The sequence below is a fragment of the Citrobacter sp. R4 genome (genome assembly GCF_026719175.1).
GTDB classification, from domain to species: Bacteria; Pseudomonadota; Gammaproteobacteria; order Enterobacterales; family Enterobacteriaceae; genus Citrobacter_A; species Citrobacter_A sedlakii.
Genome location: NZ_JAPPSU010000004.1, coordinates 332,618 through 349,421, shown reverse-complemented (window position 1 = coordinate 349,421; position 16,804 = coordinate 332,618). Strand labels below are relative to the sequence as shown.

The 16,804-nt window shown below is 53.4% G+C and carries 8 protein-coding genes, 1 tRNA gene and 1 pseudogene; 4 read left to right on the top strand and 6 right to left on the bottom strand.

What is annotated here, in order from left to right; all coding sequences use genetic code 11:
• Positions 1-181: 181 nt before the first annotated feature.
• Positions 182-3,175, top strand: coding sequence for an autotransporter outer membrane beta-barrel domain-containing protein (locus OOJ60_RS12240; protein WP_205612632.1), 2,994 nt, complete (start codon positions 182-184; stop codon positions 3,173-3,175).
• Positions 3,176-3,327: 152 nt separating this feature from the next.
• Here the strand turns inward: OOJ60_RS12240 and OOJ60_RS12235 are convergent, their stop codons facing one another.
• The 4 genes and pseudogenes from OOJ60_RS12235 to OOJ60_RS12220 form a co-directional block, all read right to left on the bottom strand.
• Positions 3,328-6,174, bottom strand: coding sequence for an autotransporter outer membrane beta-barrel domain-containing protein (locus tag OOJ60_RS12235; protein WP_233470892.1), 2,847 nt, complete (start codon positions 6,172-6,174; stop codon positions 3,328-3,330).
• A 183-nt stretch (positions 6,175-6,357) separates the two neighbouring features.
• Positions 6,358-6,903: a hypothetical protein gene (locus tag OOJ60_RS12230; RefSeq protein WP_205612630.1), complete on the bottom strand. Its 546-nt coding sequence runs from the start codon at positions 6,901-6,903 to the stop codon at positions 6,358-6,360.
• A gap of 700 nt (positions 6,904-7,603) precedes the next feature.
• Positions 7,604-7,741 (bottom strand): annotated as a pseudogene (locus OOJ60_RS12225) (Arm DNA-binding domain-containing protein); the annotation flags it as partial.
• A 299-nt stretch (positions 7,742-8,040) separates the two neighbouring features.
• Positions 8,041-8,135 (bottom strand) — tRNA-Sec (locus OOJ60_RS12220).
• A 278-nt stretch (positions 8,136-8,413) separates the two neighbouring features.
• Between OOJ60_RS12220 and OOJ60_RS12215 the strand changes: the two genes are divergently transcribed.
• Both OOJ60_RS12215 and yicI read left to right on the top strand, forming a co-directional pair.
• The gene (locus OOJ60_RS12215; protein WP_205612629.1) at positions 8,414-9,805 is read left to right on the top strand and encodes a glycoside-pentoside-hexuronide family transporter; all 1,392 of its coding nucleotides are present in this window, start codon (positions 8,414-8,416) and stop codon (positions 9,803-9,805) included.
• Positions 9,806-9,807: 2 nt separating this feature from the next.
• Complete coding sequence (yicI, locus tag OOJ60_RS12210; RefSeq protein ID WP_205612628.1) at positions 9,808-12,126, top strand: alpha-xylosidase; 2,319 nt, start codon at positions 9,808-9,810, stop codon at positions 12,124-12,126.
• Positions 12,127-12,174: 48 nt separating this feature from the next.
• Here the strand turns inward: yicI and OOJ60_RS12205 are convergent, their stop codons facing one another.
• Both OOJ60_RS12205 and xanP read right to left on the bottom strand, forming a co-directional pair.
• Positions 12,175-13,863 (bottom strand): AsmA family protein, encoded by a 1,689-nt coding sequence (locus OOJ60_RS12205; RefSeq protein WP_205612627.1) that lies wholly within the window; start codon positions 13,861-13,863, stop codon positions 12,175-12,177.
• A 120-nt stretch (positions 13,864-13,983) separates the two neighbouring features.
• Positions 13,984-15,375 carry a xanthine/proton symporter XanP gene (xanP, locus tag OOJ60_RS12200; RefSeq protein ID WP_199957426.1) on the bottom strand — a complete coding sequence of 464 codons (1,392 nt, stop codon included), beginning with the start codon at positions 15,373-15,375 and terminating at the stop codon, positions 13,984-13,986.
• A 220-nt stretch (positions 15,376-15,595) separates the two neighbouring features.
• Between xanP and gltS the strand changes: the two genes are divergently transcribed.
• Entirely contained in the window at positions 15,596-16,801 is a 1,206-nt protein-coding gene (gene gltS / locus OOJ60_RS12195; protein WP_060570289.1) for a sodium/glutamate symporter, read from the top strand.
• Positions 16,802-16,804: the final 3 nt, after the last annotated feature.

Sequence of the window (16,804 nt, the reverse complement as noted above, 5' to 3'; positions counted from 1 at the left end):
ATAATCTCATCCCTGAGAGGCAATTTTCGATTGTTGTGTCAATGTTTATTTCTGCTTATGATGACTGTTATCTCAGTAGCATGAGAATGTTTTCTTTGCGGTATTATTTTGTATTTATAAAAACAGCGCCAGATTCGCGCGTCGTGTTGTTAGTATTAGCTATTAACAAGGATTGTCATATATGAATATCTCTTTTAAACCGAATAAGGTAGCCCTGTTTGTTAGCGCTATTCTTTCCTCTGCCGTTTATTCCGCTGCCGCAGCTCCCGTCAGTACCGTTATTGATGCATCTACGGCCAGCGATAAGCGTACCGTAATCCTTCCAGACGGCAATGACGTCTCATTTGTCGATGTGCGCGTTGCGGATGGTAGGGTAATCCTGGCAGATAATAGCGTTATCACCAGTGCCGGTAATTACCCGGACGATTCGCTGACTTTTAATCCTGGTTATATTGTAAAAGCAACGGCCGGTACGGTGGATTTAGGTAATAATGCCACGCTTAATTATACATTTGATTATCAGACCAACGGTAATAAGCGAGGAACAGCCATTTATATCTATGGTACCGGAGTCCTGAAAGCCGAGAACCTGACCATTAATGCAGAAAATACCCGGGTGAATGATTACGATCTGGTCAACGCAATATTGCTTAATGGCAGTTCACAGGCTGATTTAAAAGGTACCACCAACATCGTCCTGGGTAATATCGAGACGGCTCAGGACAGCATTTTAACTGCGGAGAATGTCAATATTAATTATCACGATGCCAATCCACTTTCAACGCGCGGCCACCATGCGGCGCTGGATCTGGCGGGTAAAACATCGACCTTTACTGGCGATGTGCATATCGCCATGTCTGAGGCAAGTACGGGGTCGCTTGAAGGTATTAATATTGGCGGTAATAGCGCTCGGTTCGACGGAAAAACGGTGATGGACCTGGCGAGCGCCAAAGGGAGCGTTAGCGGGCTGAAACTGACAGATTCTTACTATCGTATTAACGTCATCACGGGGGCCAAAACGCCGGTGGTTCTGAGCAATGCCGTTACGTTTGAGGATTTGACTATCGCAGGCGTCAGCCACGGCAGCGCGTCGGACAACGGCAGGGTCGTGGGTCTTCACAGCGCCAGCGTGGAGGGTGACACCCAGTTGTCCATTAAAAAGCTTACTGTCGACGTCGCCGGGAATAAGGCGGTTTACGGTGTCCGACTGAGTGATAATGGGACATTGGGGTCGACAAAATACCGTATTGATGATGCCAGCATCCACCTGCAAGGGGGAGATGAGGCGGCCTTAACCGGTTATCTCAGCGAACGCGATTCCGGCGCGCTGAATTATGACACGGTGATTCATCATCTTAATGTTCAGTCTGAAGGCGGTAAGGATGTGTATTTACTGCACCAGTCAGGGACAAACGATCGCTTTACGGGCGATATTACGCTCGGTAGTCAGCGTGCTTATGAATCCGCCGCAGGAACGCTGTATGCGATTTATGGCTACGGGAGTCATGCTGACAGTTCCACCAATATTGCGGATAACAATACGCTGAAGGCGTGGGGGAAAATACGCGCCGCCGGCAGCCATAGCATTAATATCGTTACGGGCGATAGCTCCTATATGTATGGCGACACGGAGATCCAGGATACGGCAAGCATTAACCTTGCCTTAAACGGCAGTAACAGTCGCTGGGATATGGTTGCCGACTCTACCCTGACCACGCTGACCCTGAATAGCGCCACGCTGAACTTTATGCCCGCCAGCGCCACAACCCGTACGCAGGCCCGTAATGCGGCGACATTTAAAACCCTGACGGTCAGCGGCGATTATATTGGCAATAATGGCAACATCATCATGAACACCCAACTGGGTGACGATACATCGCTGACCGACCGGCTGATCGTTAATGGCAACACCAGCGGTAACACGTATGTGACCGTACTGAACGCAGGTGGCGCAGGCGGCCTGACCACCAACGGTATCGAACTGATCAGCGTGGCGGGAAATTCCGACGGCGTGTTCACTCAGAAAGGACGTATCGTCGCAGGGGCGTATGATTACACGCTGCAACGCGGCGCGGGCCAGAACGACAAGAACTGGTATCTGACCAGCGCATTATCCCCTGATCCACAACCAGAACCGCTTGATCCTGTTGTGCCGATTGATCCGACCGACCCGCAGACGCCATCCCCGACCCCGCGCGAAAATGCGGTGCGTCCGGAAGCCGGTCTGTACGGCATGAACCTGCAGGCGGCGAACACGATGTTTAACACCCGTCTGCACGACCGCCTGGGCGAAACCCACTACGTCGACGCCCTGACCGGCGAGAAAGCGGTGACCAGCCTGTGGCTGCGCAACGTCGGTGGTCACACCCGCCAGAAAGACAGCAGCGGCCAGCTGGAGATGCAGGCCAACCGCTATGTGATGCAGCTAGGCGGCGACATCGCTCAGTGGTCTTCCGACAACACCGACCGTTTCCACCTTGGTCTGATGGCGGGCTATGCCAACCAGAAGGCACGGGCGGAAAACCAGCGTAACGGCAACCGCGCCGACAGCCGCATCAGCGGTTACAGCGTCGGTCTGTACGGCACCTGGTTACAGGACAACGAAACCCACGAAGGCGCGTATGTTGACACCTGGGCGCAGTACAGCTGGTTTGACAACACCGTTTCCGGTCGCGGCGTCGAATCCGAAGAGTACGACTCAAAAGGCTTCACCGCGTCGGTGGAATCCGGCTACACCTGGAAACTGGCGGACATCAGCGAGCGTAACGCGCTGTACATCCAGCCGAAAGCGCAGGTCACCTGGATGGGCGTGAAGGCGGACGAACACCGCGAAGCCAACGGCACCCGCGTGGAAGGTCACGGCGACGGCAACGTGCAGACCCGGGTCGGCGTGCGTCTGTTCGGCAAGGGCCACAATAAACTGGACGACGGCAAAGACCGTACCTTCCAGCCGTTTGTGGAAGCGAACTGGATCCACAACAGCAAAGACTTTGGCGTGTCGATGAACGGTGACAACGTGGATCTGGACGGCGCCCGCAATATCGGCGAGCTGAAGGCCGGTGTGGAAGGCCAGCTGACGAAGAACGTCTCCCTGTGGGGCAACGTCGGCCAGCAGGTCGGCGATAAAGGCTACAGCGACACCTCGGCGATGATTGGCATTAAAGCGTCGTTTTAACGGAACGGCCCGGTGGCGTTGCGCGACCGGGCTTACGGAGATAGTTGTAGGCCGGATAAGCGTAGCGCCATCCGGCAAGGGTCGAAAAGCTTTCGTGTTGGAAGGGATATTGAGTAAGCCCGTGGCTACACGGGCTTTTATGAAGCGTTTTATCAGAAGCTGTAACGGATACCGAGTTGACCACTGTAAGGCGTCTCGATATGTTCACCTTTTTCGTAGTTCACTTCTCCCCAGGCAGACCATCGATCGTTTAGCTTCGCTGTCATCCCAAGACCGTATTTGCCGCTGGTGCCGGACATATCGTTACTAAACCGCTCTGTATGGTTGATAATGACGTCGTTGTTCTTCATAAACTCATGTCGAACGGCTAGTCGCGCATAGGGCTGAAGCAATGTCCCATCCGCCAGCGTCATGTTTTTACCAAAGGTTAAGCCAGTCTCCCCTTTTAACGAACGGGTCGCATCTGCTTTAACCGACATCCCGCTGTCGAGTTTATAATGCGTCTTATCGCCCATAAACCACGAAACCTGCGCATAGGGCTCAACAAACCAGTCCTCAAGCGTGATATGTTTCCCGGCTTCAACAGAAAGACCACCGCCCACGGTATTATCTTTGGCATGAGTACGCCCGCCATTGAAGTAAGGATTATTCTCGGTACGGAAATAGTTGGCTTTTAATACGCCATCCACGTAATAGCCGCTGTTATGTAACCAGGTAGCATACAGACCGACGCCATAGCTATCCGCTTTACCCTGCGTACTGGATGAGTCCAAATCGGAACGCGTATAAGAGACCATACTGCCCATAATCAGGGCGCTGCTTTCCAGACTGAAACGCTTATCGCCGCCTAACATCACGCCATTCATATCCTGACGATAACCTACATGCTCTGTTGAAACACGATAACGGCTGCTGATGTATTTACCCCAGGCGCCGTCATCGTGATCGCCCATCTGGCGTATTTCACCGAGACGGGTACGTAGCGTTGACAGCTCAGCGTCCCAGAGGGTTGGCGTCACGTTAGCCATCGCAATAACGGCTTTGGCGCTTTCCGACAAATCCGGTTTTGTGCCTGGCGTTGGGCCTGGTTCGGGCGCAGGGTGAGGGTCCGGTTCGGGGGCAGGATCCGGATCCGGATTGGGCGCCGGTTCCGGATCGGGGCCAGGCTCAGGCGTTGGAACCGGGTCCGGATCTGGACCCGGTTCCGGCGTTACCGCCACAGGCGATAAATACCAGTTGTCCTTATCGCTATCCGCACCATGCACAAGATAGTATTTATAAGCCCCCAGATCGACGCTACCGTTTGTCATCGAGAAGGTATCTGTCGCGCTGCCGTTGGCATAAATCAGATGATAAGGCGAAACGCTGCGGCTACGTAGCTCGCTGCCTGAATCCCGCACGGTGACATGAAATTGCCCGGTAACAGCGTCAGAAACGTTCAGGAAATCGCCCACTCCGCCGGAAAGGTTGGTATTCATGATGAAGGTGCCGCTACCGTCCAGCGTGGTAAGTTCAAGGCGATTAAACTGGCCGGCAGTGTGCCCGTCAGGGCCGCTAAAATTGACCACGCCGTTATTGGTTAACGCTTTAATCGTCGCGACGGATTCAACGTCATCAGCATTATGTTTGAGATATAAAAGCGAAGAGGGGCTCTGTAAGTCCACTGCTGCCGCCCATGCGCCTTTGCCCAGGTTGCCCGTCCAGTCATGGACGCTTCCCCCTTCCATCGTCAGAGAGCCATCTTCTACCGTCAGGGCGTCTGATGAATAGCCGCCATAGGCGATCAGGCTGCTCCCGCCGTTGCGAACGGTGGTATTCGAGATATGCCCCAACGCGAGCACTTCCTGGCGTCCGCCATCAATAAGCGTATCGCTGGCTTCACCGTACCAGGCGAGTTGCTGGAGTCCTCCGGCATGCACCGTCGAATTGGTCGCGTTGGCGCGAATACCGCCAGTCCAGCCCTCCTGCTCAACCCATTGTCCGCCAGACCAACCGCCTTTCTGACCGTTAACGAGCTGGGTGCCATATACCTGCGTCCCGTCTGCATTGCCGGTCTGAATACGTTGCAGGCCGCCGGCATAAATCGTTGCATCCTTCGCCTGTTGACCGTTTATGCGCACTTTGGAATCGCTGTCGGAAGCCCAGTCGCCGTCAAGCCATTCGCCGCCGACGCCAGTAATAACCTGGGTGCCATAAACCCGGGCGTTTTCAGACACTCCTGAGGTCACCGTTTGGCGCGCCCCGGCGTAGACGGTGGTATCGCGATCCGCGACGTTATCTCCCCCTTGTCCGGCATAGACCTGCTGAAATGCGCCGTTATACAGGAACGTGTTCAGAGCCAGGCCGCTGGTGAGTTGATAGCTGCCTGCGCCGATGTGCGAGTTTTTCGCCGTGCCGGCATAAATGATCTGCTGGCCGCCATTTTGCACAATGGTGTCTTCCACCACCGCAGTGCTGGTGACGGACAGCACCTGAAGCCCGCCATCAATAAGGTTTGCCTGAGCATAGGCGCTGCCGCCAACGGTTTGCCTTCCGCCTGTTTTCACAACGGTGTCGTAGGCTTCAGACCTGCCGTTTAGCGTCAGGGCGCCGTAGTTTTCCACGATCGTATGATAAGCTTTACCGCCGTTATTCAGTTGTAAAACCCCGGTTTCGATGTTGCCCCTGCCATTGAGGTATTCCCCTTTTACCGTGGTGTTTACCGCTTCAGAACCTGCCGCCTCATACAGTCCGTCACCGATACTAAGCTGAACAGAGTTGAGCGTATTATTATAACTGTAAGACTCGTTTAATAAGACGACGTTCTGCTTATAAAAATCGGGATTAATCAGAACAATTTCCTGATTTGCAATATATTTTTTATCTTTAATCGTAAGTGCAGGATATTTTTCTCCCCATTTTTGTTCCACCCAGGCCCAGTGGTTAGCGTAAGCCGGATTGTTCAGCAGGTCGCCGGGCATGGCGGTGGATTGGGTGGGCAGAAAAGGAGAAGGGAGCATTTCCGCAGCCGTCAGCGGATATGCTGTTAAGCATAATGCTGGAAATACAGAATGGTAAAAAATGCGTTTCATGTCTAAATCCATGGTTAATAAATTCCATATTTAACAAATGTTACTATCAGCCCCGTAAGATATTGCTGGGGGAAGATTTTGGGGGAAGCGATTGTGGCGAAGCGAGTTTATTCAGTGCAGAACAAGTAGGTGCTCAATTTTTTTTACTTTAAATTTACGGGCGACGGAAGCTTTCCAACCCTGTAGGGTGGAATAGGCGCGACTATGCTTTTCCTGTAAATAGTCCATGCTTCCGCCTTCCAGATAATGTCTCAGAAGTAAAACATCTCTTGAAGAGAGTAAACGCGCAGGTCCCGGATGCGGCCACGCAATCTGACGTCCACTCGCCACGGTATCCATACCTCGAATGAAGTCATTTAGTGAGCATCGCGATTCAAAGATCGCGCTGACGGTTTTGTATTTTAAAAACCAGAAAAAGGCCAATGGCAGAAGGCGATGGCTCGAAATTATTATCAGTTGATAGCCACTTTTACTTAATTGCGAAAATGAGCGAAAAAAAGAAGCCAGTGTATAATTATCGAGGTTGATGAACAGATAGTCCACGCCGGGTTCAAGCTTGATAAAAACACGGGTCAGCACCGAAATGCCTTTGGAAAAATAAATGTCATCCTCAGGCCAGCTGGCAATAGCCTGCTTCTTCACAAATTCCTTTGTCATACAGCCTGTACTCCCTGTCTCATAGCAACCCCGTCAATTCTTTTTCCGGGGAGATCGTATTAGCCGGTGAGTTGATTCTTTCAAATATTGCCCGGCAGGCTCATTTAGCTGTTGTTAATATATATGAGTTAAATCTGAATATTACATAAGCAAAATTGATTGTCAAACCTGATGGGTGGGCCTTAATTGATAGTTTAAGACTATTATTAATGGGGAAATGAATGCTTCTGTCGATCTTTTTTTCGGATTTCTTCTGATGAGGTGCAGAGAAAACAAACACATACAAAAAATTTATGTTTTTGGTAAAAATCCTATTTTTCAGATATCTACGATAATGCGCAAAAAAATAAAGAAACATTTTGTTACAGAAAAATGCGAATACTCTGTATCGTGTGAGAATACTTCTCAATACATGATTTAATGACGATAAATTCGCGCTGAGATGAGCATCGGACATCACGAGGTTATCTGCCCCGTTATCAGTATATGTGTATTTACTGCAACATGTTGTGCCCTTTTTTATTTATTTTAAAATTCAATTTTAACTCACTTGTTGTCATTTTCAATAAACGATAAAAACAACCATAATCTGCCATCAGGAAATAATTAAAATTAGTAAAGGAATTATTATTTCAAAAATTTAGTAAAAGAATTTAACGGCATTGAGCCGGAAACGTGGCTACGTCACGTCATCAGCGTCACCGGCGAAGCGGTACTTCATTTGCCAGTATTTGGAACCATTTGCGTTAATCAGCAGATACATACCGCTGCCATCAGCCAGTTTATAGGGCTTTTCTTTTGGCTTCGCGGTTTTTACTTTAACATCGGTTAGCGCCATGACATTCTCCGGCTTTTGATGAATTCCTCCTCCAGTGGGAATTTCCGCCTGTAACTAATCTGACACCTCAATGAATCTCTTGTATAACAAAGCTATCGTTGAAAGCCATTGTTATAACTCACATTTTTACCATTATGGAGTGCTTGTCTTTTAAAGGTGGAGTAGTACCCCCCGAATGCACCCCCAAAAACCGCTTGATTCAGGTTGACGTCGATTGACCTCGGGATACAAGGAAAGCTTGATATATAAGTGTTTGGAAGGGGTTTTGTTGACGTCGGCAGAGTTCATTAGAGGCGAATTGGCGGAAGATCACAGGAGTCGAACCTGCCCGGGACCGCTGGCGGCCCCAACTGGATTTGAAGTCCAGCCGCCTCACCGGAGACGACGATCTTCCGCGCCTGCATTGCTACATGGAGGCGGGCGCATTATAGCCACTTTCGCAAGGTTTCCACATCCCCCCGCGTCATTTTTTAATTTACCTTTCGCCTTACCATGATCGGTTTCATATAAAACCTCTTAAATTCCGTTAGTTACAATTTTTCACATCTTCTGGCGCAACCGCGATCACAGAAAAGAAGAATCGTAATTTGATAACAAAATATCGGAATACCCGCCCCCAGGAGGATGGTTTACAAAAACTGTAACCGGTATCAGCGCGTCAGGGGATGCAAAATGAAGAATCCTGTGTTGTCCGTTAAAGAGAAGATTGGCTATGGGATGGGTGATGCCGCCAGCCATATTATTTTCGATAACGTTATGTTGTACATGATGTTTTTCTATACCGATATTTTTGGTATCCCCGCAGGGTTCGTCGGTACGATGTTTTTACTGGCGCGGGCGCTAGATGCTATTTCAGACCCGTGTATGGGGCTATTAGCTGACCGCACGCGTTCTCGCTGGGGGAAATTTCGCCCATGGGTGCTGTTTGGCGCGCTGCCGTTTGGTTTGGTGTGCGTACTGGCATACAGTACGCCGGAGCTCAGCCTCAATGGCAAAATGATTTATGCCGCGGTGACTTATACCCTGCTGACCCTGCTTTATACCGTGGTAAATATCCCCTACTGCGCGCTGGGCGGTGTGATAACTAACGACCCGGCGCAGCGTATTTCTTTGCAATCCTGGCGTTTTGTATTGGCGACGGCAGGCGGCATGCTCTCCACCGTATTAATGATGCCGCTGGTGGACTTTATCGGTGGTGGCGATAAAGCGCTCGGTTTTCAGGGCGGGATCGCAGTGCTGTCCGTCGTGGCGTTCCTGATGCTGGCGTTCTGCTTTTTCACCACCAAAGAGCGCGTGGAAGCGCCGCCTAACAGCACTTCAATGCGTGAGGATCTGCGCGATATCTGGCAAAACGACCAGTGGCGGATTGTCGGCCTGCTTACCATTCTTAACATTCTCGCCGTCTGCGTCCGCGGCGGCGCCATGATGTATTACGTCACCTGGATTATGGGGACGCCGGGCGTGTTTGTCGCCTTCCTCACCACCTACTGCGTCGGCAACCTCATTGGTTCTGCGCTGGCGAAACCGCTCACCGACTGGAAATGCAAAGTCAGCGTATTCTGGTGGACCAATGCCGCGCTGGCGGTGCTTAGTCTGGCGATGTTCTTCGTGCCGATGCACGCCAGCATCACTATGTTTGGTTTTATCTTCGTGATTGGCGTACTGCACCAGCTGGTGACGCCAATCCAGTGGGTGATGATGTCGGATACCGTCGATTATGGCGAATGGTGCAACGGTAAACGCCTTACCGGTATTAGCTTCGCGGGCACGCTGTTCGTGCTGAAACTCGGCCTCGCACTGGGCGGAGCACTCATTGGCTGGATGCTGGCGGGTGGGGGCTACGATGCCGCAGCGAAGGCCCAAAACGGCGCGACAATCAGCATCATCATTGCCCTGTTCACTCTCGTCCCGGCTATCTGCTACCTGCTGAGCGCCGTGATTGCCAAACGCTATTACACCCTGAAAACGCCGTATCTGAGAACAATCCTCGACCAGTTGGCACAGGGCGCGCGCCGCAATCAGCACAAATTTACGCATAAAGAATTTCAGAACTTAAGGAACTGAGCATGAAAATTAGCGACGGTAACTGGCTGATCCAGCCTGGTCTTAACCTGATTCATCCCATCCAGGTCTTTGACGTCGAACAGCATGGCAATGAACTGGTGGTCTATGTCGCGCCGCGTGACGTTCGCGAACGTACATGGCAACTGGATACCCCCCTGTTTACCCTGCGCTTTTTCTCGCCGCAGCAAGGCATTGTGGGGGTGCGCATGGTGCATTTTCAGGGCGCGCTGGACAACGGCCCGCATTACCCCCTGAACGTGCTGGATGACGTGAAGGTTGAGATTGAAAATAACGATGAATACGCCGAGCTGAAAAGCGGCGATCTGAGCGTTCGCGTAACCAAAGGCGAATTCTGGTCGCTGGATTTCTTGCGCAACGGCGTGCGCATTACGGGCAGCCAACTGAAAAATAACGGCTACGTGCAGGATACCCATACCCAGCGTAACTACATGTTCGAGCGTCTCGATCTCGGCGTGGGCGAGACGGTATACGGGCTGGGTGAACGCTTTACTGCATTGGTGCGCAACGGCCAGACGGTTGATACCTGGAACCGTGACGGCGGCACCAGTACCGAGCAGTCCTATAAAAACATTCCTTTTTACCTGACGAATCGCGGTTATGGCGTGCTGGTAAACCATCCGCAGAACGTGTCGTTTGAAATCGGCTCAGAGAAAGTGTCGAAAGTGCAGTTCAGCGTGGAAAGCGAGTATCTGGAATACTTCGTCATCGACGGGCCGACCCCGAAAGCGGTGCTGGACCGCTATACCCGGTTTACCGGGCGTCCGGCGCTGCCGCCAGCGTGGTCCTTCGGGCTGTGGCTGACCACCTCGTTCACCACCAACTACGATGAAGCCACGGTAAACAGCTTTATTGACGGCATGGCGGCGCGCAACCTGCCGCTGCACGTCTTCCATTTTGACTGCTTCTGGATGAAAGCCTTTCAGTGGTGCGATTTCGAATGGGATCCGGTAACGTTCCCGGACCCGGAAGGAATGATTCGTCGCCTGAAAGAGAAAGGGCTAAAAGTCTGCGTCTGGATCAACCCGTACATCGGGCAAAAATCGCCAATCTTTAACGAGTTGAAAGAGAAAGGCTATTTGTTGAAGCGCCCGGATGGTTCCTTGTGGCAGTGGGATAAATGGCAGCCCGGGCTGGCGATTTATGACTTCACCAACCCGGAAACATGCCGGTGGTATGCCGACAAATTGAAGGGGCTGGTGGATATCGGCGTTGATTGTTTCAAAACTGACTTCGGCGAGCGCATTCCGACAGATGTTCAGTGGTTTGACGGCGCCGATCCGCAGAAAATGCACAACCATTACGCCTATCTCTACAACAAACTGGTGTGGAACGTGCTGAAAGAGACCGTGGGCGAAGAAGAGGCGGTGCTGTTTGCCCGTTCAGCCTCCGTCGGTGCGCAACAGTTTCCGGTGCACTGGGGCGGAGACTGCTACGCCAACTACGAATCGATGGCGGAGAGCCTGCGTGGCGGCTTGTCCATCGGCCTGTCCGGCTTTGGTTTCTGGAGCCACGACATTGGCGGCTTCGAAAACACCGCCCCGGCGCACGTTTACAAACGCTGGTGCGCGTTCGGGCTGCTTTCGAGCCACAGTCGCCTGCATGGCAGTAAATCTTACCGGGTGCCGTGGGCCTATGACGATGAGTCCTGCGATGTAGTCCGTTTCTTTACCGAACAGAAATGCCGCCTGATGCCGTATCTGTATCGTGAGGCAGCGCGGGCGAACGAACGCGGGACGCCGATGATGCGCGCAATGATGCTGGAATTCCCGGACGATCCGGCCTGTGATTATCTCGATCGCCAGTACATGCTCGGCGATTCGGTGCTGGTGGCGCCCGTGTTCAGCGAGGCGGGGGATGTTCAGTTTTATCTGCCGGAAGGACGCTGGACGCATCTGTGGCGTAACGACGAAATTCAGGGGAACCGCTGGCATAAACAGCAGCACGATTTTCTCAGCCTGCCGGTTTATGTGCGCGACAACACACTGTTAGCGCTGGGCAACAACAGTCAGAAGCCGGACTACCCATGGCATGAGGGCACAGCGTTCCAGTTATTCCACCTTGAGGATGGGCGTGAAGCGGCTTGCGAAGTGCCTGCGGCGGACGGTGCTGTGATGTTTACGCTTAAGGCGTCACGTCAGGGCAATGTTCTGACCATGACGGGCACAGGCAAAGCGCGGAACTGGTCCGTCTGCTTGCGCAACGTGCAGACGCTGAGCGGCGTGAAAGGCGGCTCACATGAGGGTAGCGAGTGGGGCGTAGTGGTGAAAGCAGAAGGGGATGAGATTGTCATCTACCTTTGAGCCGTAAGAGAAAGAACCCGATGGCGCCAACGCCGCCATCGGGCTTGTTTACTGGGCAGTCGTCGACACGACTCCGCCAGTCATGGTCTGCGTCACCTGTTGTTGCTCGGCGTTTACCGCATGCAACTGTCCGTTGAACGTGGGTTTCAGCGGCACGTCCGCCTGTATACTGCCGCTGGCGGTTAGCTGAATATTTCCATCGCCAGCGAGGGGCAGCGCAGGCCATCCCCACTGCTGCAGCACGTTAACCGGTACGCCGCGTCCGGTCAGGCTGATTTGTGTCTGGCGCTGCGGAAGCTGCGATACGCTGGCAGTTGCCTCCAGCAGCCCTTTTTCTGTGAATGCGCTCAGTTCGCTGATATTCACCGTACTGGCGTTGGCTGTCAGCGACAGTGACGGTCGGCGCACGTCTACCCGGTTGAAGGTTGCGGCCGCCGCATTCAGCGTTGCGTTTCCGCTCCAGACACCCCATTTGCGATCCTGTACCAGACCGAGGTTCGCGCCGTAGCCATCCAGCGCGGTCAACTGCCAGGGAAAGGCCGGGTCGATATCGATCAGCAAATTGCGGCTGGCGCTCAATTTTTTCAGCGTCAGGCTGTTCAGCCAGGCGGGTAGCGGTTTCATCCACTGCTTTTTCCAGTTTTCCGGCAGGGTGTACTCCACCCCAGCCAGCGCGGCGTCATCCAGCACCAGCGCTTTGCCGTCGCGCAGCCAGTTGCCCGACGTTCTGATCATCCCACCTTCCCAGCGGGAGGTAAACTGGCGCAGCGCAATGCCCTGCGGTGAAAACTCCGCGTTCAGGATAGGATCAAACAGGTGTAGCGAACCGAAGATAAATTCGCTGGCGTTCATCGACAACTTACCTTCCTGACTTTGCCAGTCATCCTTGCTGAAGGTCAGATTGCGCAGACTGAGATCAAGGTCGGTTACCGCCCAGTCCGGTCCTTGCAGGCGGGCGTCGGTCACTTCGAGACGGCCAATCTGCAAGGAAGGAACGGTTGTCAGCGGGGCAAAAAAGTCGCTGAGCGACTTATCGCTTTGTAGCCGGATATCGTTCAGGCGCAGATTTTCCACCATCCAACTGCCGTCGGCATTGCGCCTCGCCACTCCGGTTAATGCGCCGCGGGCCACGTCTGCGCCAATGTTGCTTAAGTTCACCTGCTCGTTATCGATGCTGCCTTCAATCAGGACGTTGGTGGCTGGAACGTCGTTCAGGGTCAGTGAACCCGCGCTCAGTTGAATTTGCGCTTTTCTGCCAAGGACGTGACCGGCTTCCGGCAACCACGGGATCACGCCGCCATTTACCCGCTGGGCGCTCAGATCCCATTCGCTGCCCGGGCTGTTAAACGCCATCCCCTGTAACTGCAGGCGATCGGCCTGGAAGGGGAAGGGCGCCGTCTGGAGCGAAATGTTCAGCGTGCCGTCTTTTAGCAAGATGGTGTCGACATGAAAGGGATCGGTGAGCTGGCGGCTGCTCAGGCCAATATCGACAGTTTTCGCCACCAGCGTGGCCGGTTGGCCGTCGCGACCAAAGGTAACGTTTTCCAGAAGAACATGCGTAGGCGAGGAAAAGCGATGATCCATCGCATCAAAGGCCAGACGATACTGACTGTTCTCTGATACCCAGGCGCTAACGTGCTCTGCTCCCCAGCGGGTTTGCAGCAGAAAATAGAGGCCGAGAATCACCACCAGAAGGGCGATGAGCAGATAGAGAATCAGCTTTCCAATAAATTTCATGGTCTTCCATCCCGCGAATACACATAGCTGAGTTATGCACGATTTACGCGCGATCCTCAAGGCAGGAATCGTGAAAGAGTATTATAGCGACGGTGAATTGAACTCACCGTCGCATAAAGCTTACTGCTTTTCAGGCGGGAAAATCAGATTCAGAACGATAGCGGTAATCCCTCCGGCGGCGATACCGGAAGAGAGCAGGTTTTTCACCCAGTCTGGCGCAAATTGCAGGATCAGCGGCTGCTGAGACACGCCAAGACCGACCGCCAGTGAGAGTGCGATGATCAGGATAGCGCGGCGGTTCAGCGGCTCGCGGGACACAATGCGCACGCCAGAAGCGGCGATGGTGCCGAACATCACCAGCGTTGCGCCACCCAGCACCGGCTCCGGAATATGCTGTACAAAACCGCTTACCGCCGGGAACAGACCGAGCAGGATCAGCATCAGCGCCACTACGAAACCAACGTAGCGGCTGGCCACGCCGGTCAGTTGAATCACGCCGTTATTCTGGCCGAAGCAGGAATTCGGGAACGTGTTAAAGACGGCAGAGACGAAGGAGTTCAGGCCGTTTGCCAGTACGCCGCCCTTCAGGCGCTTCATATACAGCGGGCCAGAGACCGGTTGTTCAGAAACGTCAGATGTGGCGGTGATGTCGCCGATAGTTTCCAGTGACGTGATCATAAAGACCAGCATCAGCGGCAGCAGCAGGCTCCAGTCGATACCCAAGCCATAGTACAGCGGCGTTGGCACCATGATCAGTTCCTGGGAGGCTGGCGCGGTGTTTTCCGGCAGCATCCCCATAAACCACGCCAGCGCGTAACCCGCCGCCATCGCGATAACCAGTGAGGCGACGCGCAGGTACGGGTTGCGTTGACGGTTAAGCAGAATAATCAGCAGCAGCACCACGCCTGCCAGCAGCAGGTTTTTCGGCGCGCCGAACGTATTGTCGCTCATGGCGGCATAACCACCGCCAATAGACGTCAGACCGACCTGAATCAGCGACAGGCCGATAATCATCACCACGACGCCTGAAACCAGCGGCGTAATGATGCGGCGCGCGAGGTGCAACACACGGGAAATTACCATTTCGGTGCAGCTTGCCAGCATTAGCGTACCAAACAGCGCGGCCATCATGGTTGGGACATCTGCGCCGCCGGTTTTCAGCGCGGTGCCGCCCATGATCAGCGGCGCCACGAAGTTAAAACTGGTTCCCTGAATCGATAACAATCCCGAACCGACCGGCCCCCACGCTTTAATCTGAATAATCGAGGCCACGCCGGAGGCGAACAGCGACATGCTGATGATGTGTTGCGTATCCTGTGCCGGTAACCCGAGCGCCTGACAGATAAGCAGCGCCGGGGTAATGACCGCAACAAACATCGCCAACAGGTGCTGGCAGGCGGCGAAAAGGGTTTGCGGTAGCGGCGGGCGATCTTCCAGACGATAAATCAGTTCACTGTTTTGATTATGCGCAACCGGTTGCGCACTTTCTGATTCAAGGGTGTTAACAGACATCAGAGGCAATCCCGTGGTGGAAAAGCGGGCATTTTAGCTGACCAGAAGGTAAAAGCAAACGATTGCCACTCGCTAATCCTAATATTTAAAACAACTAACCTCACCTTTTTATATAACTTTTACTGCTTTTCTGCTTAAAATCCATGCCGATTACTCATGAAGAGCAGAAATTTCAGGAAACCGTGCATGTACGAACCATGCACACAACAGGAGCTAGTCTATGTTTCATCTCGATACGTTATCGACACTTGTTGCCGCAACGCTAACGCTTCTACTGGGGCGCAAGCTGGTCCAGTCAGTCTCCTTTCTGAAGAAATACACCATTCCGGAACCCGTTGCCGGTGGCTTACTGGTCGCGCTGGCTTTGCTGGTGCTGAAAAAGAGCATGGGCTGGGAAGTTGACTTTGACATGACCTTGCGTGACCCGTTAATGCTGGCCTTTTTTGCCACCATTGGTCTAAACGCGAACATCGCCAGCCTGCGCAAAGGGGGCCGCGTCGTTGGTATCTTTTTGATCGTGGTGGTTGGTCTGCTGCTGATGCAAAACGCTATCGGCATCGGAATGGCAAGCCTGCTGGGACTGGATCCGTTAATGGGGCTGATTGCCGGGTCAATTACGCTGTCCGGCGGTCACGGCACCGGCGCGGCGTGGAGTAAGTTGTTTATTGAGCGTTACGGTTTCGCGAACGCCACGGAAGTGGCAATGGCCTGCGCGACCTTTGGTCTGGTGCTCGGCGGGCTGATCGGGGGGCCGGTTGCCCGTTATCTGGTGAAGCATTCCACCACGCCGGATGGTATCCCTGACGATCAGGAAGTGCCGACAGCGTTTGAGAAACCGGACGTTGGACGCATGATCACCTCGCTGGTGCTGATCGAAACCATCGCCCTCATCGCCATTTGTCTGACCGTGGGGAAAATTGTTGCCCAGTTGCTGGCGGGTACGGTGTTTGAACTGCCTACCTTTGTCTGCGTACTGTTTGTCGGCGTGATCGTCAGCAATGGTCTGGCGCTGCTGGGCTTTTACCGCGTCTTTGAACGTGCCGTGTCCGTTATGGGCAACGTCAGTCTGTCGCTGTTCCTGGCGATGGCGCTGATGAGTCTGAAGTTGTGGGAGCTGGCTTCGCTGGCGCTGCCGATGCTGGCTATTCTGGTGGTGCAAACGATCGCCATGGCGCTGTACGCTGTGTTCGTGACCTGGCGCATGATGGGTAAAAACTACGACGCGGCGGTGCTGGCGGCAGGACACTGTGGATTTGGCCTGGGCGCTACGCCGACGGCAATTGCCAATATGCAGGCAATTACCGACCGGTTTGGTCCGTCGCATATGGCATTTCTGGTGGTTCCAATGGTTGGCGCGTTCTTCATTGATATCGTCAACGCGCTGGTGATCAAACTGTATCTGCTGCTGCCGATTTTCGCGCAGTAAACC

Excerpts from the sequence above, each read along its gene's own strand:
- OOJ60_RS12240 (WP_205612632.1), top strand. The coding sequence starts at position 182 with ATGAATATCTCTTTTAAACCGAATAAGGTAGCCCTGTTTGTTAGCGCT.
- OOJ60_RS12235 (WP_233470892.1), bottom strand. The coding sequence starts at position 6,174 with ATGCTCCCTTCTCCTTTTCTGCCCACCCAATCCACCGCCATGCCCGGC.
- OOJ60_RS12230 (WP_205612630.1), bottom strand. The coding sequence starts at position 6,903 with ATGACAAAGGAATTTGTGAAGAAGCAGGCTATTGCCAGCTGGCCTGAG.
- OOJ60_RS12215 (WP_205612629.1), top strand. The coding sequence starts at position 8,414 with ATGAAGAATCCTGTGTTGTCCGTTAAAGAGAAGATTGGCTATGGGATG.
- yicI (WP_205612628.1), top strand. The coding sequence starts at position 9,808 with ATGAAAATTAGCGACGGTAACTGGCTGATCCAGCCTGGTCTTAACCTG.
- OOJ60_RS12205 (WP_205612627.1), bottom strand. The coding sequence starts at position 13,863 with ATGAAATTTATTGGAAAGCTGATTCTCTATCTGCTCATCGCCCTTCTG.
- xanP (WP_199957426.1), bottom strand. The coding sequence starts at position 15,375 with ATGTCTGTTAACACCCTTGAATCAGAAAGTGCGCAACCGGTTGCGCAT.
- gltS (WP_060570289.1), top strand. The coding sequence starts at position 15,596 with ATGTTTCATCTCGATACGTTATCGACACTTGTTGCCGCAACGCTAACG.